At 61.6% G+C, this 24,625-nt stretch carries 19 protein-coding genes and 2 pseudogenes; 10 read left to right on the forward strand and 11 right to left on the reverse strand.

Translation table 11 applies throughout. The annotated features are described in order from the left end of the window. Together ACFFWD_RS36585 and ACFFWD_RS36590 are read left to right on the forward strand one after the other, a co-directional pair. A pseudogene (locus tag ACFFWD_RS36585) lies at positions 1 to 226 on the forward strand (hypothetical protein); the annotation flags it as partial. A 102-nt stretch (positions 227 to 328) separates the two neighbouring features. Continuing rightward, a complete protein-coding gene (locus ACFFWD_RS36590) occupies positions 329 to 955 on the forward strand; it encodes a hypothetical protein (RefSeq protein WP_376973977.1) in 627 nt (208 codons plus the stop codon). 1,022 nt (positions 956 to 1,977) lie between these two features. On the opposite strand, the gene ACFFWD_RS36595 is transcribed toward ACFFWD_RS36590, so the two are convergent. Continuing rightward, a complete protein-coding gene (locus ACFFWD_RS36595; RefSeq protein ID WP_376973979.1) occupies positions 1,978 to 2,742 on the reverse strand; it encodes a methyltransferase in 765 nt (254 codons plus the stop codon). A gap of 210 nt (positions 2,743 to 2,952) precedes the next feature. Here ACFFWD_RS36595 and ACFFWD_RS36600 point away from each other — a divergent pair, with 210 nt between their 5' ends. The 4 genes from ACFFWD_RS36600 (at position 2,953) to ACFFWD_RS36615 (ending at position 7,303) form a co-directional block, all read left to right on the forward strand. Continuing rightward, a complete protein-coding gene (locus ACFFWD_RS36600) occupies positions 2,953 to 4,692 on the forward strand; it encodes a caspase family protein (protein ID WP_376973981.1) in 1,740 nt (579 codons plus the stop codon). Positions 4,693 to 5,049: 357 nt separating this feature from the next. Continuing rightward, complete coding sequence (locus tag ACFFWD_RS36605; RefSeq protein WP_376973983.1) at positions 5,050 to 5,475, forward strand: hypothetical protein; 426 nt, start codon at positions 5,050 to 5,052, stop codon at positions 5,473 to 5,475. Positions 5,476 to 6,182: 707 nt separating this feature from the next. Further along, complete coding sequence (locus tag ACFFWD_RS36610) at positions 6,183 to 6,884, forward strand: hypothetical protein (RefSeq protein WP_376973985.1); 702 nt, start codon at positions 6,183 to 6,185, stop codon at positions 6,882 to 6,884. 26 nt (positions 6,885 to 6,910) lie between these two features. Further along, positions 6,911 to 7,303, forward strand: a complete 393-nt coding sequence (locus tag ACFFWD_RS36615) for a peptidoglycan-binding domain-containing protein (protein ID WP_376973987.1) — start codon at positions 6,911 to 6,913, stop codon at positions 7,301 to 7,303. A gap of 884 nt (positions 7,304 to 8,187) precedes the next feature. Here ACFFWD_RS36615 and ACFFWD_RS36620 read toward each other — a convergent pair. From ACFFWD_RS36620 to ACFFWD_RS36650, 7 genes are all read right to left on the reverse strand, one after another. Continuing rightward, positions 8,188 to 9,462, reverse strand: a complete 1,275-nt coding sequence (locus ACFFWD_RS36620; protein ID WP_376973989.1) for a TIGR02679 family protein — start codon at positions 9,460 to 9,462, stop codon at positions 8,188 to 8,190. Further along, entirely contained in the window at positions 9,459 to 13,634 is a 4,176-nt protein-coding gene (locus ACFFWD_RS36625; RefSeq protein WP_376973991.1) for a TIGR02680 family protein, read from the reverse strand. The genes ACFFWD_RS36620 and ACFFWD_RS36625 overlap by 4 nt, the downstream gene beginning before the upstream one ends. Then, a complete protein-coding gene (locus ACFFWD_RS36630) occupies positions 13,631 to 14,932 on the reverse strand; it encodes a TIGR02678 family protein (RefSeq protein ID WP_376973993.1) in 1,302 nt (433 codons plus the stop codon). The genes ACFFWD_RS36625 and ACFFWD_RS36630 overlap by 4 nt, the downstream gene beginning before the upstream one ends. Then, the gene (locus ACFFWD_RS36635) at positions 14,929 to 16,449 is read right to left on the reverse strand and encodes a TIGR02677 family protein (protein WP_376973995.1); all 1,521 of its coding nucleotides are present in this window, start codon (positions 16,447 to 16,449) and stop codon (positions 14,929 to 14,931) included. Before ACFFWD_RS36635 ends, ACFFWD_RS36630 begins: the two co-directional genes overlap by 4 nt. A gap of 139 nt (positions 16,450 to 16,588) precedes the next feature. Beyond that, a complete protein-coding gene (gene vapC / locus ACFFWD_RS36640; RefSeq protein WP_376973997.1) occupies positions 16,589 to 16,987 on the reverse strand; it encodes a type II toxin-antitoxin system tRNA(fMet)-specific endonuclease VapC in 399 nt (132 codons plus the stop codon). Further along, entirely contained in the window at positions 16,987 to 17,220 is a 234-nt protein-coding gene (vapB, locus tag ACFFWD_RS36645) for a type II toxin-antitoxin system VapB family antitoxin (RefSeq protein WP_376973999.1), read from the reverse strand. Before vapB ends, vapC begins: the two co-directional genes overlap by 1 nt. Before the next feature lie 301 nt (positions 17,221 to 17,521). After that, entirely contained in the window at positions 17,522 to 18,952 is a 1,431-nt protein-coding gene (locus ACFFWD_RS36650; protein ID WP_376974001.1) for an FAD-binding oxidoreductase, read from the reverse strand. A gap of 303 nt (positions 18,953 to 19,255) precedes the next feature. On the opposite strand from ACFFWD_RS36650, the gene ACFFWD_RS36655 reads away from it, so the two are divergent. Both ACFFWD_RS36655 and ACFFWD_RS36660 read left to right on the forward strand, forming a co-directional pair. Beyond that, positions 19,256 to 19,960: a winged helix-turn-helix transcriptional regulator gene (locus ACFFWD_RS36655; protein ID WP_376974003.1), complete on the forward strand. Its 705-nt coding sequence runs from the start codon at positions 19,256 to 19,258 to the stop codon at positions 19,958 to 19,960. Positions 19,961 to 19,971: 11 nt separating this feature from the next. Continuing rightward, entirely contained in the window at positions 19,972 to 20,367 is a 396-nt protein-coding gene (locus ACFFWD_RS36660) for an ATP-binding protein (protein ID WP_376974005.1), read from the forward strand. A gap of 187 nt (positions 20,368 to 20,554) precedes the next feature. Here the strand turns inward: ACFFWD_RS36660 and ACFFWD_RS36665 are convergent, their stop codons facing one another. From ACFFWD_RS36665 to ACFFWD_RS36675, 3 genes are all read right to left on the reverse strand, one after another. Then, complete coding sequence (locus ACFFWD_RS36665) at positions 20,555 to 20,911, reverse strand: type II toxin-antitoxin system RelE/ParE family toxin (protein WP_376974007.1); 357 nt, start codon at positions 20,909 to 20,911, stop codon at positions 20,555 to 20,557. Positions 20,912 to 20,918: 7 nt separating this feature from the next. After that, on the reverse strand, positions 20,919 to 21,206 hold the full coding sequence (locus ACFFWD_RS36670) for a type II toxin-antitoxin system ParD family antitoxin (RefSeq protein WP_376974009.1): 288 nt from the start codon (positions 21,204 to 21,206) through the stop codon (positions 20,919 to 20,921). A gap of 350 nt (positions 21,207 to 21,556) precedes the next feature. Beyond that, positions 21,557 to 21,883: an antibiotic biosynthesis monooxygenase gene (locus ACFFWD_RS36675; protein ID WP_376974011.1), complete on the reverse strand. Its 327-nt coding sequence runs from the start codon at positions 21,881 to 21,883 to the stop codon at positions 21,557 to 21,559. A 123-nt stretch (positions 21,884 to 22,006) separates the two neighbouring features. Here ACFFWD_RS36675 and ACFFWD_RS36680 point away from each other — a divergent pair. Together ACFFWD_RS36680 and ACFFWD_RS36685 are read left to right on the forward strand one after the other, a co-directional pair. Then, positions 22,007 to 22,234 (forward strand): annotated as a pseudogene (locus tag ACFFWD_RS36680) (winged helix-turn-helix domain-containing protein); the annotation flags it as partial. Between the two features lie 156 nt (positions 22,235 to 22,390). Continuing rightward, positions 22,391 to 24,460 carry an ATP-binding protein gene (locus tag ACFFWD_RS36685; protein ID WP_376974013.1) on the forward strand — a complete coding sequence of 690 codons (2,070 nt, stop codon included), beginning with the start codon at positions 22,391 to 22,393 and terminating at the stop codon, positions 24,458 to 24,460. The last annotated feature ends 165 nt before the right edge of the window (positions 24,461 to 24,625 follow it).

The raw sequence follows: 24,625 nt of genomic DNA on the forward strand, positions 1-24,625 counted from the left end.
ATGGCCGATTCGATCCTACAAACTCGTCCCGGAAGCTACACGAGCATCGTGCAATGAAGAACAAGCAAGATGCCTCGTAAGTGGCATTGTTGTCTTCACCGTGTCCAATCCCAGCATGGGACGTAAATCGGCCGGCACGGCGACATTCGAATACGGCGTTAGCTTTGCTTCGGGCGCCGCCAAGGTGTTTTCCGAAAATGGAAAGACCCTATCGGCACAGCGCTGAAGAGCAGCCTGCGATAGATGCCTACCCCGCTAAGCTGCTCCCCATGGCCTTTGAAAGAGTGCCCATCACTATCACCGCGCCACCATCGCTGAGAGGGAAGTCATGGCCGAGATTAGCTGGGCGCTTCGAGGGAGAGCCGGAGGGGGGCAGGCTTGCTCCCTGCTGCTTTTGGCTGCCGTGATCCCCGTTGGGTCGGGCTTCGCCGCAGCTCAGACCAACGATTCGACCGGCAATCAGGTGCTGAATACTATCCTTCCGCCCGTCGCTGGCCAACGGGTCTGCTTCGCTCGCAAGTACGACGAGATTCATCTCCAGCAGCATCCGCAGCAAAAGGTCACGGAAATCGTTTTCGATCTGGAATATGTGCGGAACCCGCAGCGTTATGACTTCGGAATATCGGCAAAGCTGCGTTCGCGATCGGATCGGCTCTATGCTTTTGGGACCTGCGAAACGAACGTCGCGCCGAACTATCCTGGCGGAAACGCCTGTGTGGTCGCCTGCGACGGCGGCGGGGTCTCACTCGAGAAAGTCAAGAACGCCGACGCGATCTATGTGCACCTTCAGACACCCTCCGAAGGGATAGCGATGCGCCCAAGCGGGCACTCCTCTTGCGGCGCGGAACAGGGCCTTCGACTTGAAGCGGGCACGGACGACAGGGTATTCCGACTGGACAGTGCTCCCATGCCGGTGTGCCAGTCGCTGCACCGGATGCTACCCGAAAGGCGCTGAAGTCTCACCCTGCCGCGCGGTGGTTTAGGAAACGACAACATAAACGGAAATCATTGCTCCGGAGTTCGCCTTGAGGGGTAGGCGACCATGCGAGCCCGGAGTGTTCGACAAGTGTGAGGATCGTCCTTCTCCACCATTCTCGTCGCGAGACACGCGCAGACATCGCCGATCCGATGTTGGATTTCGGAGGAGCGGCATAGTCTTTGCCGCGATCTTTCCTGGTTGAAACCATGGTCCGGCGAGACACAGCCGACTTGTTTCGTCGTGCGGCGTCCTATGTGGACCGTATTCTGCGCGGCACCCATCCGGCCGACTTGCCGGCGCAGGTGCCCACCAAATTTGAACTCGTCGTCAATCTTAAGACCGCCAGGGCGCGGCCTTGAGATTCCGCCCACCGTGATCGTTCGTGCCGACGAGGTGATCAAGCAATTGGCACGGTAATGGAGACCCTGCTATTGCAGTGCGTGAGCCCGGCTGTGGCCCTTCGCGACATTGCACCGCCACAGGACCTCGGTCGCGAACGGGGCATAGCGGACATGGCCGGGCTCGTTGCTGGCTCGACCCGGTCGCGATTGACCCTGGCTGTGTGAAAATTCGCGAGTCGGGTACGATTCCTCCATTTCCTGATGGGGGATACGGATGGGACGTTTCGTTGAAGGGGCGGATCGATCCCAGCTGATGCTCCTGCCGGAATGCCTGGAGGATTGGGTATGCACGGCGACCCGCGAGGGGCGACGTGAAGCGTTCACAGGGGAGACCACGGGCCAAGTATTGAGCTGCGAAACGGGTCCTATTTCGAGGTGCCGATCTCGTTCCGTTGACGTAAAGGCGCGTTACGCTGTCGATGATGGAGTGCGTCGTATAGGAACCTGACCGGCGTTGTTGGAAGTATTTGAAGGTCACAGAATCCCGAATGCTCTGCCCGATGTCGAAGGGTGAACGCATCACAATCACGCCGTCCGCGCCGAACAGCGTCATCGAATCCTTTGGACCGAAGCTCAGTTTCTGAAGAAGCGACCGTCTCAGGCTTGCGGATCGATCTTGATCGACGGCTTCCGCCCGGCCTGATGGGCCAATCGCCCAATTCTTGTGGGGATCAGAAAAGGCGTGTTCGCGGCATAGGCCTGATATTGAGGAAAAGCCAGCTTTAGAATCCGTTCTTCGTTGATCATTCGCCGACATTGAACCACCACAACAACAATAGCGATGAGCACGGCAAGCGGTGAAAGCACCTGCAGTGTGACCCCGACCAAAGCAATTCCCTCTGAGAGGTAGAGCGGATGCCGGACGATTCGATATGGGCCCTCCGTCACCAAGCGCCTTGCCTCCGCCAGAATGCTGAAAGATTTTCCCAGCCAGCGGAGCACCACGATAGAAAGCGAGGTCCCCACCAGGATCAATGCCGTGGACAGCGCCGACCAAACAGGGGCGTGCTCGGCCTTCGGAAGAAAGGCGAGTGCGATGCTCAGAAACGTGCCCAGCAAGGCCGAAATCCGCGTTTCGATGCCCTTCGACTTTCTTATCGGGACCAGTCGGGTAATGGTTGTCAGTGCAACCAGGCCGAGGAACAGGACGTTGGCGATGCTAGCCGCGACCATCAGCAGCTTGTGGACGCTGTCCAACGGAAGCAGGCGGGGAACGCTGGCGGCGCCGATGAGGGCGGACCCGCCATAGATGATGACTATTGATGCTCTTGAGGTCCAATCCAGCCAAGGATTGACGCCACAATCGGCGGTCCCGTTCCTGGCCGTCGCGGCGTTCATCTGGCCGAGCTTTACGTCAGTCACAGTACTGATCTCGCTCGTTTGAAATCCGTCTTACTAGACGCTACGCCTCCGGGGAGGTCTGGCCAAGTTTCCGAGGCGGTCACGCCAGGCTGGTTCCCGTGCGGTTCCGCACCCCGCGTCGCAGGCCACCGGCTCATCAAGATGTCATTGAACCATTTTTGTCGTACCGACACGTATGCTATAAGCACCGCGTTATACAGTCATATTGCCATGGGCTTGCACGGTTTTGTGAAATCGCGCCGATTGTTGTTTTTTGTCGTAGCGCTGCTGCTGTATCAGCCAGCATGGGCCTCGAATCGTGTGGCGCTCGTCATCGGCAATTCTGCCTACAAGAACGCTGAGCCACTTCCGAACCCCGTCAATGACGCTGCAATTGTCCAGGCGACGCTGAAGAGCGCCGGTTTTGACTTGGTCGAAACCCACCTGGATCTTCAGGCGACCGAGATGCGGCGTGTACTTCGCGATTTTGCCGACCAGGCTCGCGACGCGGATGTGGCCGTGGTCTATTACGCAGGTCATGGCATCGAGCTCGAAGGCACGAACTATCTGATCCCGACGGATGCCAGGCTCGAGCGCGATACGGATGTCTATGACGAGGCGTTTTCGCTCGATCGCATCCTGTTGGCTGTCGAACCGGCAAGGCAACTGCGACTTGTGATCCTCGACGCTTGCCGCAACAATCCTTTCTCCGAGAAGATGAAACGAACGGTCGGCTCGCGGGCAATCAGCCGGGGCCTTGCCCGAATTGAGCCGGCGACGTCGAATACCCTGGTTGCCTTCGCCGCCAAGGCTGGCTCGACGGCGTCGGACGGCAACAGCAAGAACAGTCCCTACGCTGCCGCACTGGTCAAATATATCGGGACTCCAGGCCTGGATTTGCGGAGAGTCTTTGGCTTCGTTCGCGACGACGTTATGAAAGCGACGGGCAATCGGCAAGAGCCCTATGTTTACGGCACGCTTGGCGGTGACGATGTGCCGCTGGTGCCGAAGGAACCCGCCAAGGAGGCCGCGAAGGAGGCTGCCTCATCGACAACGCTTCGATCCGAAATGCGGCGCGATTACGAGCTCGCTCTGCAGATCGGCAACAAGGATGCATTGAACTTTTTCCTCGCCCAGTATCCGGACGGCTACTACGCAAATCTGGCAAAGCTTCAACTCGCCAAGATCGCTGCGGAAGAGAAGCGTGCGGCGGCGACCGAGAAAGCGCGCCAGGCCGAGCAAGAGCAGGCGCGGCTCGTCAACGAGGGCGCTCAACAGACGCAACTGGCCAAGGCGGCTTCGGACCTGAGAGCAGCCCAGGAAGCTCGTGCTGACGCCGAGAAAGCCAAGGAAGCCGCGCAACAACTGGCCGCTCAGGCCGAACAGAGGCGTGTCGCGGCTGAAACGGCCGTTGCCGCAATGAATGCTGCACCTGTTGCGCCAGACCGGCCGCAGGAGACAACCACAAACGCGGATACAAAAGTGGCCGCGCTGCCCAATCCACAAGCGCCCGCGCCACCGTCGCAGGCCGAGCTTGCAAAATTGGTACAAGCCGAGTTGCGCCGCGTCGGCTGCTTCACTGGGTCGGCCAATGGAGAGTGGGATGCAGCGTCACGCCGTTCGCTTGAGCTGTTCAACCAGAACGCTGGCACCACGTTCAATGCCAAGGCCGCGAGCGGCGATGCGCTTGACGCGATCAAGCTCAAGTCGGCGCGGGTTTGCCCGTTGATTTGCGGATCCGGCGTTAAACGCGACGGCGATCGCTGCGTCAAGATTACCTGCGCCGCGGGTTACTTTATCAATGACGATAATGAATGCGAGAAGCGCAAGGTACGTCAGGCTCCGTCCGCAAGGCTTGAGCGCAGGGAGAGGGAGGCGACTCCGGCAAGACCCGCAAAACCCAAAGCCGAAGCCAGTGCGGGCAACAAGTCGGAAGGCGGCGGAATGCCATTCATGTTCTTCCTGCCCTGAAGATTTTTTGCTGAAATAATGTAGGGCCGCGTTCAAGTATGCCGTTCGAATATGCATCGGCTGTTCTGAACGTTTACCAGAACATTTCCGAGCTGGATTGGCCGACCCGCCGACCCGACGAGGCTGTTCGAGATTGAGGCCGCCAATGGCAGAGCCCCGAATAAAACCAGCGCTCGAATCCGCCGAGTTCACCACCGAGGTGACACCGTCGGGTCCGGACTAGGCTGGAAAGCTGCTTGCGATCCGACCCCGCCCACATCATGCCGAAATCCCGGGGTGGACAAGATGGGTCGCATGTGGAAGCGCTGCAGAAAGCGCTCAAGAAGATCAAGGCGGCCTCGCCGCCCGAGTTGAAAGATGCTCGATATCGTCAACCCGCCGGGTGTCTACGGACAAAGCACAGCCAATGCCAAGCGCAGGTACAAGGTCAACGCCATCCAGAGGACGGGTCAGCCGCTGGACGACATATTCGGTCGCATGACCATTACCCGTATGGACGACGAGTTGAAAAATCTTCGCTTTCGGCCGGGCCCGTCTCCCACGCCGCCCACGCCTCCATCGCCCGCCCCGCCCGAGCCCAATATCCTTCCCGTGGCGTTCTGCAGGCAAAACACAAAAATCGTGCTAGATGGGACGACGGCCGTCAATCGCTCGCCGCCGATGCAGCCGGCGGAGTGGGTCGGCAAGACACAGACGACTTTCGCACCATCTGCTCGAATCGACTCGGCAAGCAGGAGCGAACGCCAAAGCCTTACGGGAGCCGGGCAGGCGACTACGCGGTGAAAGACATCGGCGTGCGCGGCGTCGACAGCTTCATGAAACTGAATCGCGACGGTGACAGGAGCACGATACGCGTGGCGACGTCGTAAGGTCGTGCTGGCCCGCAATCGCAAAGCGCCGCACTAAGTAGCGATTAGAGCGTGGGGTTGGTCCCGCTCCTTGTAATCTTTACGGTGAAGTATGAACGAAAGCACGGACACCACTCCTGCCAATCGGTCGGCAGTTCCGTGACTGGTTGCGGCGCTAGCCGTCATACTGGCGGCAGGGAACTTCTATTGGACCAACCACAAAATAGGACTCGCTACAGGCGGCAGGCAAGTGCGCCACGCGAAACCACCGGCGAGGAGACGAAGCAGGCTTTGATTGCCCTTCAATAATCAATGCAGGACCTTCAGTCTGCGCAGAAAAAAGTGAGCGATCAGATAAACGACGTTCAGCGGACGGAAGGCGCGGAACGCAAGTCATTGGCGGATCAGTTGAACGCCCTTAGCTCGCGTGTCGACGCGTTGGCGTCCGCGAATGCTGAATCAACCTCGCCTACAGCCCCAGCGAAGAATAGGCGGACGAGGCGGTAGACATCCATTGTTGCTGACCGATCCCAAAGGTTGGCGAGCCCATTTTTCGGGTGCGTCGCGAAAATCGCGTTCGTTGCAACTAGACAGTGAATGACTAAAAGCGCATTCTTCTCAGACCAAGAGGAGGGGCGCGCAATGGGAAAGACCTGCAAAGCTCCAGAATCTATCAAGGGATTTCCTCAAGATGCTATCGACCAGTTGGGGCAGAAGATTGAGGATTTCGCTGAGGACACAATCTTTCATGACTACACTTTTTTTGTAGGCATAAATCCGACAATCAGCACGTTCCCGAGCCGGGCTTCGGACGGGACTCAATATTTTCGCGATGCTACAGGCATCAACACGCAGCTGTTTATTGCGTTTTTGGCAACCAACAACCCTAACGTAAACGTTCAAGCCTTATCGATTCAAGCGCTCATGGCCGGGGGCGGCATCAAAAATCCCGATTGGATGATTCACCGCAAAGTTGCGCAAGACTTCGAATTTTATGAAGTGAAGCCAAAATCAAGCAGCGGAACGAGAGAAGGCAACAAAAAACTCTTATTCTTCGCGCCTTTCTTTGCGCTCAACAACTTACCCTACACGCCCGGAATAAAGTACAATCCGCAGGACAGAGAAGAGATAATGTGGATTGAGACCAAGGGCTTCTTCGAGACCACAATTACGCTTCGCTGGAGCCGTACGTTGCCCGGCTTGATACAATACGATGTTTGTGTCGAAACACGGTTACGACAACCGGGCAGGGTGAAGGTCAAGAACCCTTTTGACGCTGTCACGTTGGCATTGCTGCTGATGATTTGGTTGGGAATAGAACTGGCGCCAGCGGCGGCTATCTGAGTCGCGCACGAATGTGAGAGTCTACCATGCCTATCAGAGCTTCAGTTGGAAATGGCGGACGAAACCAAAGAAATGATGTCGTGTATGTTCAGTGTCTTCTAGATGATTGGCTCGTCCGAAAAGGGTTGCAGGCTATAGACATTGACGGAATCTTTGGTCCGGAAACCGGCCAGGCGATTTTGCTGTTTCAGCAGCGGATGACTCGCTTTTCTGACGGCCGGATTGATCCTATGGGACCCACCATAAAAGCCCTCGAAAAAGCGCATCTCGACGGACTACTTTCCGGCTCTTGGGTTGGTGTTGCCAAGCAATACGGTAAGCCGGTGGCGCGTGACCCGAGTACTTTGGGCTTTCTCTACGACGCGTATCTTCGGGCGCTTCAGAATGGTTTCAGATCCGATGATAACAGTATTGCCTAATTGCGCGCGTGCCATTTCCTCGATCAGTAGGCCATAAGCACCCACGGTTCCCAGCCCGACGAAGGAAATCTCTTCGAAACGGGAATAGGGGTTATCGTTGGCAGGCATACGAAGAAGCCCCTTGGCCAAATTTCTTACTCTGACGTCTATCCGACCCCTCCTAATCTCAATCAGTAAGTGCGGTAGTGAAGGCTTGGCGTCCCTGTCGAGGTCCCACTCGCTGCTTTCGTGGCGAGCAATCCTCAAAGCTGAAGGCGCTTGATCTTGCCCACCTTGCGCGAGTTCAGCAACAGGTTTCTGACCTGAAGCCAGCTTGCCGAAACTTCATTGTGTCGGCGGTTACCAAGCAGACGCGAAGGTTGTGAACCAGAACGGAAGCAACAATAACGACGATACTCCGCACATTTCCAGTGGTCGGTGCACCAAGATAAATTGAATGGCGCGATCGTGAGCGATAAGTCAAAGCAGCACCATTTGGTTGAGTTTGCGGCTCGTAATTCGCGCACGTACGTCCCGACGTCTAATGCATGGTCGTCTCGATCTGGAGATTGGAGTACCTAATTGACGATGCAGAAGCGCTTCGTCAGCTGCGTGATCAAGCGGACGCCACAGCAAGTCGGAACAAGTTCAGCTTATTGTGCGCTGGGTCTTCGCAGCTCGCGGCGCTACGAGATTTTCGTGAAATGCTGTTTGCCTAAGGGGCTGCATGGCGGCGTGTGCCGTTTCGAGCCCAGTTCGTCGAGTGCGGAACCGACCTGTCCCCAGACGGCCCTCTAACCCGTCGACAATTATATTGGTATTTCAATGACATAGGAGTTCGCAGTTTTGTTCTGAATGGCGCACCATTTCGCCACCATTCAGAATAAAACCGCGAACCCCAATCGCTATGGAGGCTTGAGATCCTCCAACAATGAAGCGGCTAGAGCTTCTTCGGCAACGCAGAGCCGGTGTCGCTGCATGGTTGCCATCAACCCTTCGTCCCACAATGCGTGGACAGCTTTTCCCGTGAGAGTCTGTCCAAGACCTGTGGCCCCGTCGACCGCGGCCTCGTAGTCGGCCGCGCAAAAGCGCCAGGATTGGGCGCCGTGCTCGCGCATGACGTGGTTCCCGATCCGTATTCCTGGCCAATCGAAATCGCCGTGATAGCACAGCTGCGCACGCGCTTTTGCCAACTGCGACAGGAGGCATCGCTGCGCAGCGGCGGGCATGCCGTCGGTACAGACCAGCGGCGCGCAATCGGAGCCCCAGCGATCGGCGGCGATCGCAACCAGGTTGGGATTCTCACAGACATAGACCTTGCGATTCGCCACGTCCCACGGCGGCGGCGAGCGCAAAAGCGACCGCAGCGACGCATAGATAGGCTCTCCCGGCAATCGATCGCGGTCATCGCGCACGGGCAGGTTCAGGAACAGCGCCGGGCGCGCCAGTTCATTGACGAGCACGCCGGCCTTGGCCCAGACGTCGCGGTCGCGTTCCGCACCGCCGTCCAGTTCCATCTCGCTGTCTTCCGTTAGCTCGACATCGACGCAATCATTGTTGGCGTAGGTTCGAGCGGTCACCTGACGCCAGACTGCCAGCACCAAGGTCGCTGTCGGCTGACCACTGTCGAGCGCGTGCGCGTCGCCCAGCACCTCGGCGGCCAATTGCGAACGCGTGATACCGCTCGCCGGCAGGCGTTGCAACACGACTTCGACGCGATGACAGAGCTGGGCCGCCGCGATCGGGCTCTGCCTGGAAAGACGCTTGAGCAGCCCGATGCCCGCCGGAGCTTGCAGCAATCCAATTAGTTCGCGATTGGCGCAGGCGCCCAGCACATCCGACCACTGCGTTTGCAGCGTGAAGCGCCTCCTGGCCAGATTCGTAATGGGGCCATCGAGGCGCTCGAGTGCATCGCGTAGCGACGAGGCGATGCCGGCGTTCCGAAACGCGGCATCGACGAGGCGAACATCGACTTGCAAGGAATTGGCGTAACGCAGCGGACGGCCGAGCAGCGAAGTCAACGCGGCATGTTCCTCTGTGGTGAGATTGCCGAGACGAAAGCTTTCAACCTCGGCGCCGAGTGGTGCGCGTTCGAAACGCCGACGCAGGCGCTTGCGCAGCAAGGCGAAATGGTCGCCGCCAAGCAGGCGTTGCAGACGCAGGTCGGTCGAGGAACTCATGTCGGCGCAAACCTGCGGTCGGGATCCTCCTCCCGTGTCTTGGCGCGGCCATCCCAGCTCCAGCGCGACACGAACACCGCGTCGATGCCTTCACGTCGCTGAAGCTGGCAGATCGCGACGCCTGGAAGCTCGGCATAGCAGGCCCATTCGCGTTCGCTGGTAATGACGAAGTCGAGATCGAACTCGTGGATCAGCCCCATGCAGTGCGCGCGGGCGGTGTCGTCGATCCCGGCGAAGGCTTCGTCGAGCAGCATCAGCCGTGGCGCCAGGGAGGAGCTCCCTTGGCTGTAGAAGCTGGCGACCGCGGCGAACAGCGGCACGGTGAGCCCGAGCGCGCGTTCGCCGCTCGAGGCCGGGCCGGAGAGCTTGCGCCAATGACCGTCCTGCCAGCGCTCGACGCGGAAGCGATGCCAACGGCGGTAGTCAAGTGCGCGGGCGAGTTGCTCCATCAGGCTGCCGCCGCCATCCTTGCCAAAGGCGGAGTCGGCGCGCTCGCGCTCGGCGGCGATGCGCTGCTGCAGCATGGCGCCAACGACCCGGCGGTCGTCCGCCGACCAGAGATCCGCGCTGGTGTTGAGTAGACGTTTGCGCGCTGCTTCGAGGCCGACCGGAGCGCCTTCTTCTTCGGCCAGCGGCTGCCACAGCAGCCGGTAGCGCACGCCGGTGGAGGTCGGTCGGCTGTGCAGTTCTTTGTTGATCGCGTTGCGCTGCGTTTCGGCCGCCTGCAGCAGGCGTTGGACCTCGGAGGCGATCTCGGCCTGCAAATGATTCTCCAGGACGGCGCGTTCGTTGGCGGTGAGCATTTCGCTGCGCTGGGCGATCTCTTCAGCGAGCCGCGCCGCAAGGCTATCCGGCGGTTCGGGCCTGTTCTGGTAGACGATGTGGACGGTCAGTCCCCAATCGGTGGTTTCGGCCTGTGCCTGTTGGCCGAGCACGCTAAGGGCGCGCTGCAATTCTGTGAGGTCCCCCGCAATTTCCCGCTGCACACGAGCCCACGCCTCGTCGTCGTCCTTGCGGTCGGACAAGGCCTGTTCGGCGCGGCGTGCCAGCGTGAGCGCGGGGTCGATCGTCCAAGGGCTGCCGAGGTCAGGCAACTCGGCCTGCGGTAGCGCCGTCGACAGCAGACCGGTGGCAGCGAAATGCTGGAACTTTGCGATGGACTCGGCGCGCGCCTCACTCCGTTGTGCGAAGACCGCATCCGCGGTCGTGGCCTGTTCGCCTGCGATTGCGCGCGCCTCGCCGGATTTCCTGAGGGCCTCGCGCGCAAGGTCCAATACGCCATCGCTAACGTCGACGGCAGCACGGGCATCGGCCAATTGTCGTTGCAGTTCCTCGACCTTGGCGCCGACGGCGTCGCGCAACACGTTGAGCCGAGCCGATGCCTCTTCCGCCTCGATTCGAGCCGCCGCCAGGTATTCCCGCCGTTTTTTCAGGTCATCGCGCGCTTCGCCCTCGCGATCGCGTTGCCGCTGCAGATCGGGCAGCGCCAGGCGCAGTTCGTGGGCGGCTTGCGCGAGGCGGAACTGGACGTCGTGATAGTGATTCAGTGCCGTCTCGATCCCCGGCAAGTCGGCGGGTGAGACCGGCAGGCGCAGATCTGTGGCATCCGCGGCAAGCCGTTGTCGTATCGTCTGCAAGGCCTGTTCGGCGTCACGGCATAGCGTGTCGGCCTCGGCCAGCCGTTGCAGTGCAATCTGCGCGTCGCGGGCGCTGGCTGCGGCAGCGTGGTGAGCACCGCGTAGCGCCTCGTCGGTGGGCGCCAGGCGCCATTCGTCGGCGGCTTGGTCCTGGTCGTGCAAGAGTTGCGCATGCATTGCGTGCACAGCCGTGAGCTCTTCGGCTATCAGTCCAAGGCGCCCGGCAATCTCGGCCAGACGCCGTGCGCGGGCGGCGGCGCGGGCGGCATACCCGATGTAGACCGCCGCGGGTTTGATCCAGGCGCCGGCCAGCGCACCGAGGCGAAAGCGACCGTCAGGGGCGACCCAGGCCTCGCTGTCGATTGGATCGCCGTCCGCACAGGCGATACCCGACAGCACGTGTTCGACGACGCTTGCCGGCACGGTGCTGCCGGTCGGCACATCGCCTTGCAGCCAACCGGCGAGCGAAAGCGAATGGGGCCGCCGCAGCAGCAGTTGCGTGTCGTGTGGGAGCGAGCCGCCGTCGCCAACTTGCAATTGGCCGTCGGGCGAGACCCATGCATCGAGCAGACCGGCGGCTTCGAGCGCGGCTTCGAGGCCGGCGCGCTGCGAAGCCGTGACCGGGGCGCGAAAGTCCACCAGTTGCCACAGCGGCGCACCCGCGCGCATGCTCCGGCTATCGGCGTCGCGTGTGTAGGGCTGCGGCGGCGTCGTATCGAGGCCGGCTTCCAGCCGGGTGCGCTCGCCCTCGAGCGCTGTCTGTTCTGCCTGTAGGGTCTGACGTTGCGCGTCGAGCGAGACCCGACGCTGCGCGAAATTCACGCTGGCCTGCTGCTGCGCGACTTGCAAGCGTTGTCGTGCCGGATTGTCGCCCTGCAGGGCGACGACCCAATCGGCCAGAGCCGTGAGCGCCGCGAGATCGTCGGCGCCGACGCGCAGTTGCGTCAGGCTGTCGAAATGGCGTTCCCAAGCCTGAATCAGGTTTTGACCCTCCTGTTCCACATTCGCGTCGGCTTTCTCGCGTCGGATCGCCGCATCCTCGGCCGCATCCTGTCTCTCGTCGCGCGCGGTCTGTCGCTGGCCATGCAGGGTTTCGGCCGCGATCACCTCTTCGTGGCGCCGCCGCAATAGCGCGATCTGTTCGCGTCGTCGACCGACCAAAACGCGAAGCTCGGATCGTGCAACTTCGAAAGCGCGTGGCGCCAACTCGGCCAGTGCCGCGGCTTCGAGCACCATGAGCGGATTGTCGCCATGGGCCGCCGCAACGCCCGCTGCCGCGGCATGGACTGCGCTTTCCCGGCGCAGTTCGGCCATCTGACGTTCGGCCTCAACCATTCGCTGCGCGGCCTCTTCCGCCTCGCTGGCGCTGCGCTTCAGCCGCCGGATGGCCTCATCCACCGCCGTGGCGGCGGCCTGCAAGGCGTATTGCCGCGCGACCGCGTCCTTAGCCGCGCCTTCGAGCCGGTTGGCATCCTGCATCGTCGGATCTGCGCGCAGGGTTTCGAGACGGGCTTGCGAGCGCTTGAGCCCGAGGTCCGCCTCATCGTGAGCTTTCCGTGCGAGCGATTCGTCGATCAGGGCTCGCGCAAGCCGCGCCTGCGCTTCGCCGCGCGCCCGGCTGGCATTGTCGAACTCGGTTTGCGCTTGGCGTAGCACGCGGGCCTGACGTCGGGTCTGAGTGCCGGCATAGATGCGGTAGCGCTGGACGAAACGCTCAATGGCCTTTGCCAGCGCCTGATATTCCTCAAGCTGACGTCGATCTTCCTCCAACTGGCCGAGGGCTTCGGCCACGTCGGCAAGCAATTCAGTTGGCAGCGGTGGTAAGGCTTCGGTCAGTGCATTTGAAAGCGCGGTTTCGTCGGGCTTCTTCGACAATTGCGGCTGTCGCAGCTGGATCAGCGTATCCATCAACGCGTCGTAGCGCTTGGCGCCCAGGCGAAACAACCGCTCATCGACGGCGCGCCGATAACTCGATGACGTTTCGAACACCTGGCCGCGGCCTTGAAGCGCGTCGCGCAGGCGCTCTTTGGTCAGGACAACGCGCTGGTCGCTCATCAACCAAAGATCCCGATTGAGACGTGGTGCGTCGTCGGCATCCTCCAGCACGAAGAACCAGCTATCCACCTGGGGACGTGCAGCGACCGCGGAGAGCCCGGCGCCGAGCGTTAGATAACGCGGCGTGCCGTCGTCGGCTAGGCGACCGAACTCGATCCAGGCATAGCCGATGCGCCGGTCGTAGCTGTTCATCAGAAGATTCCAGGCCATCCTCTTGCCGTTGTCGCCGTCGGGTTCAAGCCGCGACGGCTTAAGCTGCGCATCGAGCAGGAAGGGCAGGGTCAGCGACAGCACCTTGGACTTGCCGGTACCATTGTTGCCGCGCAGCAGCAGGTGGCCGTCGCGGAACCAGAATTCCTCGCTGTCGTAGTGGAATAGCTCCACCAGACCGAGCCGCAGCGGTTGCCAGCGCGGCCGCGTCGGGATCGGTAGCGCTGGCTTCTCGGCCTGTGCAAGAAAGGAAACCGGGCGATCGTTCATGGTAGTCCGAAGAGATCATTGGCCGCGACGCGCGGCGCGCCTTCGAGAGTCTCGTGGACTTCAGCCTGACCAAGGGCGAAGCGTGCGAGCGCCGGCATCGGCTGAATCATATCGGCGTCTCTAACAATCAGTTGGAGTTTTTCCAGCCGCTCTATCGCGATCTCCGCGAGTTCGCGTTCGGCGCCGGGCTCACGCGCCGATTTGCGCCAGTAGCGACCATAGCGGTTCTTGGCGTCGCGCAGGAAGGAGACAATTTCGTGCCCGCAGGTGAATCCGGAAGGCTGCGTCGCGCCGGAGGCGTCCGTCGTCCGCCGGCTGTAACCAGAAGCCAGGTGCTCCGCGACCAGCAGCGTGGCGTGGGCGTCGGTGCCTTCGGCAGGCATCGCCACGTCCGTCAGCACGCCAGCCTCATCGACAAGTGCCAGCCCTTCGGCGCGCTGCTCCGCCACGAGCCCGGTGGCGTCGCATAAGCGGGCGGCCATGGCGCCGCGCTGGTTGACGAAATATCCGCGGGCTTCCGGGTCCAGCGTATCGATATAGACCACGGGATCGTCGAGCAACCGGCGGGCGAGCAGGTGGCGCAGCGCTGTGCGCCGGCCCTCGTCACTATCAGCCACGTGCTCGTCGACCAGGGCATGCAGTCGGTCCTCAAGCGTGACCGGCGCGTCTTCCGGTCTAAAGGTCGATGGCCCGCGCACGGCGGCCAGCATGCCGGCGAGCGCGCGGCGCTGCACGTCGTAGAGCGCGTCGGCCTGATCGCCGCCGGCATGCACGAAGGCATCTTCGTCGCCGGCGACACGCGCAAGCACCCCGAATTCCAACAGCGTCCGGCACACCGCCACCAGTTCGCGCCGCTCGTGGGGCGCCCCAAGCGTGAAGCTAAAGTCGAATGATGCGAGCGCCGGCTCGGCAGCGAATTGCAGGAGCCTCTCACCCAGCAGGCGCAGGGTGATTTGTGGGTCGGCGCGTTCGAGCACCGCGCAGGCAAGGCAGAGCAGCACGTAGCGGCGGCGATTGTAGCCGGGAAGCCCGCGCATCGCGCTGGCGAGGTCCGCCGGCCGCTTAAAAAGGCGGGCGCCCTCGTGTTCGATCTGCAGCGGCCAGCCTGTTTCGCGTGCGAACCAGTCGCGCAGGGCTTCTGCCTGGCGGCGGATCGCGGGGAAATCGTGGTGCTCCGGACTCATCAGCGGCGTCATCAGCAGGGCGCGCACGGAGCTGCGAAATTCCTCGCGCTCGAATCGCTGTTGTTGCTGGCCGATGCTGCGACTGTCCCTGGCCCTATCAACACGAGGCTTCATCGGTTGTCTCGCGTTGGCGTAATGGTGATTAGATGGTCGCGCCCGGAAAACACGCCCTGCGGGGTATCGATCCTGGCACGACTGTCCGCCGCAAGCGGCGTCAGGCTGATGTGGAGCAACCCGTCGCCGGTCTGCCGTTCTACGGTGATGTCCGGCCCGGCCTGTTCCGTCAGCGCTTCGCCAAGCAGTCCTAGGAAAAGCCCGAAGGCATGCCGATCGAGTTCGCCGAGGTCCGAAAGCCGCGTGGGTTGGCCGGTGGCGAGGCGCTTGCGAGCCGCTTCGACCTGCTGCGATTCCTCGGCGAGTTCGCGCGCCAGACGGCCGCGCGCTTCAGCACGGTCGCGTACCCGGGCCAGCGGACCGCGTGGAGCTGCCTCGCCGTATTCACGCAGCCGCGGGTGAATCCTCAGTGGGGGAGCATCGGCCCAGCGCGTGCTGGCCGGGAGATCCGCGTCGGCGTCGGGATTGAGCGAAAAATGCCGCGCCGGATTGAGCGCGAAGGCGGCGCGCGCAAGTCGGTGCGCCTCATCGTCGCTGGCACAGCTGGCGAACCAAGTGGAGAGCATGCGGAAATCGGCGGAGCGATCGCTGCGGCCGCTGCGGCGCTCGTTGAGCGCGGCAATCGCACTCAGCAGTTGCGGGATGGCCGACCTTGCCCGTGCTCGCAACAATTCGGCTTGCGAGGGCTCGTGACCGGTGCGGAAGAACCAGCCGCGCAGGCCTTTCCAGCGTTCGCGCCAGACGTTCCAGGATCGGGCTTGCGAATCGACTTGATCCTGCGCGTCGCCGGGCGCAGCATCGCGGGCCTCGCGAGCGGCGACCTGTTGAAGCATGGCGTCGATGTTCGGCTCCAAAGCAAGCATGAGGCCGGCGATCATGTCGGAGCGGCGCACCAGATCGCCCATGAAGCGTTCCAAATAGTCGATCAGCCGGCGCTTGTAGCTCGCCACCGTGGCGGCCTCAGCCTGCTGCAGTTCCATGCTACGCGCGACGCCGGCCATAAAGGCCTGCGCGTTCTCGGCCAGGCCCTCGAAAACCCGCACCAGATCCCGCAGCGTCTCATGAATCTTGGCCGCATCAGGTTCGGCCTGCTCCGCAAGCATCTTTAGTGCCTGCAACCGGCTGGCGATGTCTTCGAGCGCGACCGTTTGCAGCTCGGCGCGGCGTTGCAGCGTTTGCACGAACAGTGCCAACGCTGCCTCGACAGCTTCGCCGCCCTGCGAAAGCCGATAGAGAAAACGGGCGCGATAGAAATCACTGAGGCTGGAAACCCGCGCAGTATCGGGCTGCGATTCAAGGTTGCCCCAGGCCGCGAGCTGGGCGAGTGCGGTACTGACGTCTTCGAGGCGGGGCGGAGCGTCAGGCCAACGGGCTTCCGCAAGCACCTCGTCGGGTCGGAGTTGCAGGCGATATTGCCGCTTGGCTGCGGCGAAGACATCCATGATGCAACGATAGAACGCGGCTTTCTCGGCACTCACATGTCTGAAAAGCTCGGCTGAATCGCTGACGACCCGCATCGGCTACTTCCAGAGAATATTCCATTAGAGGTTGCCAGTTCGCGCACTATGTTAATGTACTTGCCGGCGCTTTGCAGCCAAATTGGATTCCGTCCACTGTTCCTGGGATCGTAAGGGCCGAGATGCACCTTCGCTTCGGTCAGATCCAGTTCTCAGCTCTGATCCCCGGCATGCGGCTGAACTCGCGCATATTATTGGTTACGACGATCAGACCCTCGCTGCGGGCGTGACCGCCAATCTGCATGTCATGCGGGCCGCAGGGCGATCCCGCACGTTCCAGTTCCGCCCGAACCTGCCCGTAGTGCGCAGCAGCTTTAGCCTCGAACGCCAAGACATCGAGGCGCGCCACAAAATGCTGGATGGCGGTCAGATTGTCGGCACGACGAGCTGATTTCTCCGCACCATAGTGCAACTCGCCGAGCGTGATGCTGGATATGCAGAGTTGCTCGGCAAGTGCGTTGAATTTCTCTAGGAGATTTGGCGGATAATTCTTCATCACATAGATGCAGATATTGGTATCGAGCATGTAGGTGAGCATCAGAGCGGCTCGCGCTCCTCGGCCTGCGGCTGCTCACGCTCGGCCATGAAGTCTTCACTTGCGCGCGGCCCCTTCTGAAACAAGTCGTCCCACCGTTTGCCCTGCGGTACGATCAAGCGGCTGCGGCCAATCTTCAAAATATCCACCTGATGCACGCCCGCGGGGAAGGCAACGGCCTTCGGCAGCCGGACGGCTTGGCTGCGATTGCTAGTGAATACCGTGGAAGTTGTCATGGCTTTATCTCCATGTATATTCAATTGGGATATACAATAGATAAACCGCCGCAGTTTCGCAATGGGCGTCGCGCTTGGGCCGAGCCGCGAAACGAGCATCGGCTCTCCTTGGGGTATGAGATATTGAGCGCGTTTGACTTGTTGCCGGTAACGTTAGGAGGTTAGGTTAGTTACCCCGAACGTTCCGTCATGGATACCACAATCAAGATTCAAAATTCTATTGTAATATCAATAACATATGAGTTCGTAGTTTTATTCTGGATGGCGCGCCAATTCCATAGCGGACGTGTCGTAGCGTCAATCATGCCCGCTCGGATGCGGGTCGTATGTTCTGGTTCAGCTGAAACAGATTCGTCGGATCGTACTTCGTCTTCAGCACCGTCAGCCGTCGATACTTCTCAAGGCCGTAGGCGTCGCGGACCCGCAGGTGCCCCTCGTCACCCAGGAAATTCACGTAGACACCTCCGGTCGACACCGGATTCATAGCCTCCCAGAAGTCCCGGGCCCACCCGACGTGGCGCTCCGTCTCTTGCGCATCAGTCCATACGGCATTGATGTTCAGGGCGTGTTCGGCGCTGCGATCCTCGAAAGCAGTGGCCGCGCCATCGACTCGGCGGATGGCGCCGCCGAGGTGGAACAGAATCGTATAGGACGACGGCGACGACGCCTGCCACGCGTGTGCAATCAGGGTATCGATAGCTGCATCGCCGAGCGGTCCAAGATAGTGCGATTTCCAATAGTAACGCAGACCGTGGGGCACGCTCGCATCGAACATGCCCTGGTGGGCGGTGTACGGGGTAGGTTTGATCAGGTCGACCAGCGGCTCAGCGAACCGCCGTAGCGGTGCGAGGATGCGCTCGCCGTCTTTGATTGGGCCCGCATAACAGACCGCGATTATGACTACAGCCCGGCCATGGAGCTCCGATGGCAGGTACGGCGCCGGCGGCGCCCGCCGCAGATTGACAATCGTCCCGAGCTCCGCAGGAGCAGCCGCGACATAGTCGCGATAGAAGCGGAGCACTTGGGACGCCCGTTCCGCGGGGTGCAAGATCACGCCCGCTAGGACCTGCGGTCCCAGGGGGTGGAGGCGGTACTCGAAGGCCGTGACGATGCCGAAATTGCCGCCACCGCCCCTGAGCCCCCAAAGAAGGTCGGCGTTCTCGCGCTCGCTTGCGTGCATGAATCTTCCATCGGCATTCACAACGCCGGCCGCGCGGAGATTGTCGCAGGTGAGCCCATGCTTGCGCATGAGCCAACCGATCCCGCCGCCGAGGGTGAGGCCGGCGATCCCGGTGTGGGTGACGATGCCGCCAGTAGTCGCGAGGCCGAAGGCCTGGGTCTCGCGATCTAGCTCGCCCCAAAGCAACCCCGGCTGGGCGCGCACGGTTCGGCTCTCGGGATCGACCTCGATCCCTTTCATGGCGGACAAGTCAACGACCAGGGCGTCGTCGCAGACGGCGCTCCCGGCAACACTGTGTCCGCCGGCGCGGACCGCTAGCGGCAATCCCGTGTCGCGGGCGAAGTTGACGCAAGCAATGACATCGGCCGCCCCGCTGCACCGCACGATGAGAGCCGGTCGGCGATCGATCATACCGTTCCAGACCTTGCGGGCCTCGTCATAGCCGGGCTCTCCAAGCCGCAGCACTGTGCCGCGAATCCCGGCCATGAACGATACGACGCCGTGGACATCACGTAGAACGGTCGATGCCGCTACCGCTTCGGCGCAAGTCATTGCCGTCCTCCCGGAACATTCTCGGCCCCCGGTACCCGCACGAGGCTGACCCGCGATAGGCGCCCGAGACGAATGCTCGTGAGAACGCGCAGCAGCGTCCTCATGGTCAATTCTCCGATCTTTTGTCGTCGAGAACCGGTAATGAACACCGCAATATATCCCGACGCCACATTCACATTCCTTCCGATTCCGGAGCGTCAATTTGGCGCCGTGGAGGACGCCGAACTAGTCCAAAGAATGGACTAGCCTCGTTCGTTTCTCGTGCTAGGCTTGCATCACGTAGCGTTCGGCCAAAGGTGCGTCATGCAGCCCTACGGCCAATATTGCCCTGTGGCGAGAGCAGCGGAAATCCTTGGCGACCGCTGGACAGTGCTCATCATCCGCGAGCTTCTCGGCGACGTGACGCATTTCAACGAGCTTGAACGCGGTCTTCCACACATCTCTCGCACGCTGCTCGCTGAGCGACTACGGCGGCTGGAGCGAGGGGGCGTCGTGGAGCGGCACGCCGCTCCGCGCGGCAAGCATACTGAATATCGCCTGACATCAGCCGGACGCGAACTCCAGCGGACAATCGATACCTTGGGGGAGTGGGGGGCGCGCTGGGCCTTCGGCGACCCGCGGCCAAACGAGCTCGATCCGATCATACTTCTGTGGTGGATGCGCCGTCGCGTCCGTTACGAACACATTCCCCGACGTCGCGTGGTCATCCAATTCGACTTCGGCGGACCCAAGCGCCGCTATTGGCTGGTTATTGAGCCTGACGAAGTGTCGGTTTGTCTAAAGAATCCGGGCTATGACATCGATTTGCTCGTGACGGCGGAAATCACCGCGTTTTATCGAGTTTGGTTGGGTCGATCGACGTTGTCGGAGGCCTTGCGACGACAGCAGGTGCGATTGGATGGCGCGCCCGCAGATACACGCGCCCTCCCGCGGTGGTTCGCCTGGAGCCCGATGGCGGAGACCGTACGTGCTGCGCGGACCGAGATGCAGGACAAGAACCGGCGCTAACCGTCGATCCAATGCGGCTGCGGCAGATCCAGCTTAATTTTTTGAGTAATGCCTGTAAGTTCACCAAGGGAGGCGAGATCAAACTACTGGCACGCAAGATAGCCAACGGTCGAGACTGGCTCGAGCTTTTCCGTTTCCGATACCGGGATGGGCATGACCCGAGCAGCAAAAGAAGCTGTTCGAGGAATTCAGCCAAGCTGATGCCACAACGGCACAGCGTTTCGGCGGCACCAGGCTCGGCCTCGCCATCGCGCGTAAGCTCGCGCATGATGGGCGGTGACGTGACCGTCGCGAGCGAACCGGGCAAGGGCTCGGCTTTCTCGGTGCGCCTGCCAGCAGCCGCGGACACTTTGACCGAAAACTCTCCCGGTTCCGACCAGAGGCGGCGGCTTGCTTCCAATGATTAGGTTCCGCCGCGAGTTGGTCGCGCACCCTGTCGCAGAGCCGCCAAGACGATCCGGCATCCGCATCAGGAGTGCTCTCCGGCAGGAAACGGCATAGTCCGCTATCGAGGGGGTGACTGGACCACGCCGCGAAATCGGGAAGACAGTTCCCCACGAGGCGCAGCGCGTTCCCGGCAGTGCTCCGAAAGCTCTATTCTGTGCTCTCGTCGGGGACAGACGGAACGTGGCGCCGAAGGTCCATTCTGTCGTGGAGGATCCGCACGATTTCGATCGTGCTGTTTGGCGCTGCCCGATACATCAGGAAGTGACTTCCGCGACGACCCCGTCGCGCAACGCGGAGCGTGCGAAGACCTGCGATGATCTCATCCCGGGCCTTGGAGCCCACAACATCGGGGCCGTTGGCGAGTTCACCAATCGCGTGAACGAGCGTGTCCCGATAGACGCGCGATTGTCGCGCGCCAAAATTCTCGGTAGTCCATTTGAGGATATTGGCAAAATCGACTTCTGCGGTAGCACCGAGACGAACCCGCCATCCGCGTTCGGACATGAGGATTCTATTCGGCTGTTCTGGAGATGATCTTCTCCGAGAGGTCATTCAAATAGGCTTGCAGCTCCTCGATATTTCCAAACTCTCTGAATTCTCCTCGATCCAACGCCCCGACACCTGTGCGAGCCGCTGCCCGCAATGCTTTTAGCTTGCCCGCATCCTCCGCCTCGCGCTGCTCCACGAGCCGCAACCCATCGCGCAGCACTTCGCTAGCGTTCTGGTAGCGACCGGACTTGACGAGAGTCTCAAGCAGTTCTTCTTGACGCTCCGTCAGCACGACGTTTCTGGTGGGCATTGGCATCCTCTTGGGTCGCTCGAAAGCGGAACCGGACCATGGCATAATATGCCATGGTCCGGTTCATAAGCTCAACCTCGAAGTTGGCGTACCCTCGGCAGCGGCCGCGGGTGATCGTCGTCCCGATCGCGGCGTCGGAGCCCTCATCATAAGCACCACGGCGAACGCGTAGTGCCCATCTTCATCGACCGTGGCGCGCCACTTCGCTACGCTATCATCGCCGAAACCCCGCCGTTCTCGCGATACAAGTAACAGGCGCGGATGCAGACCCGGCCCGCCACTGCTCCGGTTGCTAAGGCCGGTCGCTTGGCGAGATTTCGATATTTCGCGATCGTGCGGACGTCCCGTGCCTAAGCTGTATCGCTGACAATCACTTCGCCATCGATCGCCTCGGTCGGCGAAGCCAGCAGCGGTCCGAGATTTTCCTTGATCCAGGGCATCAACGTCTGCGTCGACGTCTCGGCGACGGCCTTATTCGTGAACAGCGACACCGCGATGATTGTGTCTTCGGCGCCGGCGACAAGAAAATACGCCTTGAAACCGTCCATCTTCTTCATCGCCGGCAACGCTCCTGCCTTGACGCGGGCGGCGAACTCCTCGGCGGTCCCGGGCTTGACCTTGCCGCGCCGGATTGCGGCGAATATCGGCCCTGTTTGTTCGTGCTCTTTTTCGGACATTGTCGTGGCTCCTCTCCAAGGTTCGCCGGCACCTTGAAAGAACGGGCCTTGAATGTCCTTGAGACGGGCTGGATTTTTGCTGGAGAAGCGCCGAATATTGGCTGATCCTTATCTGGGCTTCCGATGATATTCACGTTTGCCGACTGCGAGCTCAACATCGAGCGGCGAGAGCTCCGCCGTGGCGGCGCAGCCGCGCACGTCGAGCCGCAGGTTTTCGATGTCCTCCAATATCTGGTCAGGCATCGCGACCGCGTTGTGAGCAAGGAGGAGCTCTATCAGGCGGTCTGGAATGGCCGGATCGTGTCTGAAGCGACGTTGACCAGCCGAATCAGCGCGGCGCGGCGCGCGATCGGCGACAACGGCGAGCAGCAAATCTATCTGCGCACGATCCCGCGGCATGGCTTCAGATTCTGCGGTGAGGTCGACCAGCGGGTCTCACAGTACGCCGAGAAGGCCCTCACCAATCTCCCGGCGCGATCGACGAGCTTTCTTGGTCGCGAGCGGGACGTGGCCGAAGTGGCCGCGATGCTATCGACGACGCGGCTCTTGACTCTCACCGGCGTTGGTGGGGTCGGCAAGACGCGGCTCGCGCTTGAGGTCGCGGAACAAGTCGCGTCGCACTACCCTGACGGCGTGTGGCTGATTGAATTTGCCGCGCTTGTCGATTCCGGCGCGGTCGGCCACGCCGTGGCCGGCCTGCTGGGCCTGACGCAGCGACCCGGCCGGTCGATCGAACAGAGCGTGACGGATGCACTTCGCGGCCGGCACGTCCTCCTCCTGTTCGACAACTGTGAGCACCTGATTGAAGCGATTGCTTCGCTTGTACGCCAGGTCATGGCGAACTGCCCGCACGTCACGCTGCTCGCCACAAGCCGAGAGGCGCTCGCACTCGATAGCGAGCAGGCATGGCCAGTCTCGCCACTCGATGTCGAAGGGACCGCTTCCGCCGCCGTTCGCTTGTTCGTGGAACGCGCGCGCGCCGTCGCGCCAAAGTTCCCGCCCAGCACGGACGATCCGACCATTACAGAAGTCTGCCGCCAGCTCGACGGCATTCCGTTGGCGATCGAACTTGCCGCAGCGCGGATGAACGCCATGAGTCCGTCTCAATTGCGCGAACGGCTCGACGAGAGCTTCCGGCTGCTGGGCCACGGGTCGCGCCGCGCCGAGAAACGCCATCAGACGCTGCGCCACACGGTGCAATGGTCTTATGACCTGCTATCGTCGCAGGAGCGCGCTGTTCTCGCCCGCGCCTCGACCTTTGCGGGCGGCTTCATGCTGGAAGCGGCCGAGCGGATATGCGTCGACAGTGGAAGCGTGCTCGACGCGCTCGATTCGCTCGTACGAAAGTCCCTGGTGACTGTCGAACGGTCAGGCCCCGTCGTTCGGTACGGCATGCTGGAGACGGTCCGCCAGTTCGCCGAGGAACAGCGCAACGCGATGGGTGAAGGCGATACGGCTCGGCTTCGCCACGCACAATTTTTCGCCGATGACTCCGATGCATACTTCAAGATCTGGCTCAGCCCGCGGCAGCCCGAAGCCTACCAATGGCTTGATCGCGAGATAGGCAATCTACGCGCCGCCTTCCGGTGGGCGAGCGAGCATGGCGAGATCGATATCGCGGCACGGATTGCATCCAACATCGGCGACATGGCGCGCTTTCGCGTGCGTGACGAAGCCGCCCATTGGGCCGGTGAGATCGTGGAGGCGGCGCGCACGATCCGGCATCGCCGCCTCGCGGTTCTGCTCACCTGGGCCGCCAGCAGCGCTTGGAGCTTTGCGCGCCTGGAAGAGGCGAGACGCCACGCGAAGGAGGCGATCTTGCTCTCCAGCGACCCCGATTTTGATCCATTCGCTTGGGCGTTCGCCGACCTGGCGATGGTCGCTTCCTACGAGGGCAAGAACGACGAGGTGGTCGAGTACGCGCGCGCCGGCGCGGACCACCCGGCAGATCGGCGGGATCGCTTTTGCCTCGCGATGCGCGCCTATTTCCTGTCAGTCGCCGGTCGTTACACGGATGCGATGGTGGCGGCCGACGAGGATATGCACACAGTCGAGGCAACCGGTGTTCCGGGTTCGATCGCAATCGCGCTTTGGGCCAAGGGGAAGGCCTTCGCCGAGACAGCGCCATCGGTGGCACTTGCGGCCTACGATCGCGGCTTTGCCATCGCCCGCCAGTCCGGCAACAGCTTCTGGGAGACCATGATCATCTTTGAAGTTGCTGCGCTGCAGGCGCGCGTCGGCGACCCGGTCAACGCGCTGCAGAGCTTCCAAAGTGTGCTGAGTTTAGGTCGCCGTTCGGCCGATCTGATGTTCGTCTCGCATGGGCTCGGTAACCTGATCGTCCTGTTCGACCGGCTTGGGCGCGCCGACGCGGCGGCTACGCTGAACGGCACACTGTCCAAGACCTTCGAGTTCAATCCATTCGTGCCCGAACAGTCCAACGCCGTCGGGCGTCTACGCGATGCGCTCGGGACGACGGTGTTTGAAGCAGCGAGCCGGCGCGGAGCGGCGATGGCGCTCCATGAAGCCTTTGACTACGCGATCGATCAGGTCGAGCAGGCACTTGCGGCTGTTTGAGGTGATGAGGCCACTATAGCCGTCATCGGATTGCGGCTCAGATGGCGTAGTGGTTTCGGCTTCGACAGCGTGGCGCAGCGTGTACCGGCGCAGCCGTGCGCGCCCCATCATAGATCCTATGCAGGCGCGACGGACGGAGGTGTTACCATCTCGGTTTCGACCTAG

The sequence above is a fragment of the Bradyrhizobium erythrophlei genome (assembly GCF_042430365.1).
GTDB classification, from domain to species: domain Bacteria; phylum Pseudomonadota; class Alphaproteobacteria; order Rhizobiales; family Xanthobacteraceae; genus Bradyrhizobium; species Bradyrhizobium erythrophlei.

What these genes read in the sequence shown, in the direction of transcription:
- ACFFWD_RS36625 (WP_376973991.1), bottom strand. Translation starts at nt 13,634, where the DNA reads ATGAACGATCGCCCGGTTTCCTTTCTTGCACAGGCCGAGAAGCCAGCG.
- ACFFWD_RS36660 (WP_376974005.1), top strand. Translation starts at nt 19,972, where the DNA reads ATGCGGCTGCGGCAGATCCAGCTTAATTTTTTGAGTAATGCCTGTAAG.
- ACFFWD_RS36675 (WP_376974011.1), bottom strand. Translation starts at nt 21,883, where the DNA reads ATGTCCGAAAAAGAGCACGAACAAACAGGGCCGATATTCGCCGCAATC.
- ACFFWD_RS36630 (WP_376973993.1), bottom strand. Translation starts at nt 14,932, where the DNA reads ATGAAGCCTCGTGTTGATAGGGCCAGGGACAGTCGCAGCATCGGCCAG.
- ACFFWD_RS36635 (WP_376973995.1), bottom strand. Translation starts at nt 16,449, where the DNA reads ATGCGGGTCGTCAGCGATTCAGCCGAGCTTTTCAGACATGTGAGTGCC.
- ACFFWD_RS36590 (WP_376973977.1), top strand. Translation starts at nt 329, where the DNA reads ATGGCCGAGATTAGCTGGGCGCTTCGAGGGAGAGCCGGAGGGGGGCAG.
- ACFFWD_RS36670 (WP_376974009.1), bottom strand. Translation starts at nt 21,206, where the DNA reads ATGCCCACCAGAAACGTCGTGCTGACGGAGCGTCAAGAAGAACTGCTT.
- ACFFWD_RS36620 (WP_376973989.1), bottom strand. Translation starts at nt 9,462, where the DNA reads ATGAGTTCCTCGACCGACCTGCGTCTGCAACGCCTGCTTGGCGGCGAC.
- ACFFWD_RS36650 (WP_376974001.1), bottom strand. Translation starts at nt 18,952, where the DNA reads ATGACTTGCGCCGAAGCGGTAGCGGCATCGACCGTTCTACGTGATGTC.
- ACFFWD_RS36600 (WP_376973981.1), top strand. Translation starts at nt 2,953, where the DNA reads ATGGGCTTGCACGGTTTTGTGAAATCGCGCCGATTGTTGTTTTTTGTC.
- ACFFWD_RS36605 (WP_376973983.1), top strand. Translation starts at nt 5,050, where the DNA reads ATGCTCGATATCGTCAACCCGCCGGGTGTCTACGGACAAAGCACAGCC.
- vapB (WP_376973999.1), bottom strand. Translation starts at nt 17,220, where the DNA reads ATGACAACTTCCACGGTATTCACTAGCAATCGCAGCCAAGCCGTCCGG.
- ACFFWD_RS36665 (WP_376974007.1), bottom strand. Translation starts at nt 20,911, where the DNA reads ATGTCCGAACGCGGATGGCGGGTTCGTCTCGGTGCTACCGCAGAAGTC.
- ACFFWD_RS36615 (WP_376973987.1), top strand. Translation starts at nt 6,911, where the DNA reads ATGCCTATCAGAGCTTCAGTTGGAAATGGCGGACGAAACCAAAGAAAT.
- ACFFWD_RS36655 (WP_376974003.1), top strand. Translation starts at nt 19,256, where the DNA reads ATGCAGCCCTACGGCCAATATTGCCCTGTGGCGAGAGCAGCGGAAATC.
- ACFFWD_RS36610 (WP_376973985.1), top strand. Translation starts at nt 6,183, where the DNA reads ATGGGAAAGACCTGCAAAGCTCCAGAATCTATCAAGGGATTTCCTCAA.
- vapC (WP_376973997.1), bottom strand. Translation starts at nt 16,987, where the DNA reads ATGCTCACCTACATGCTCGATACCAATATCTGCATCTATGTGATGAAG.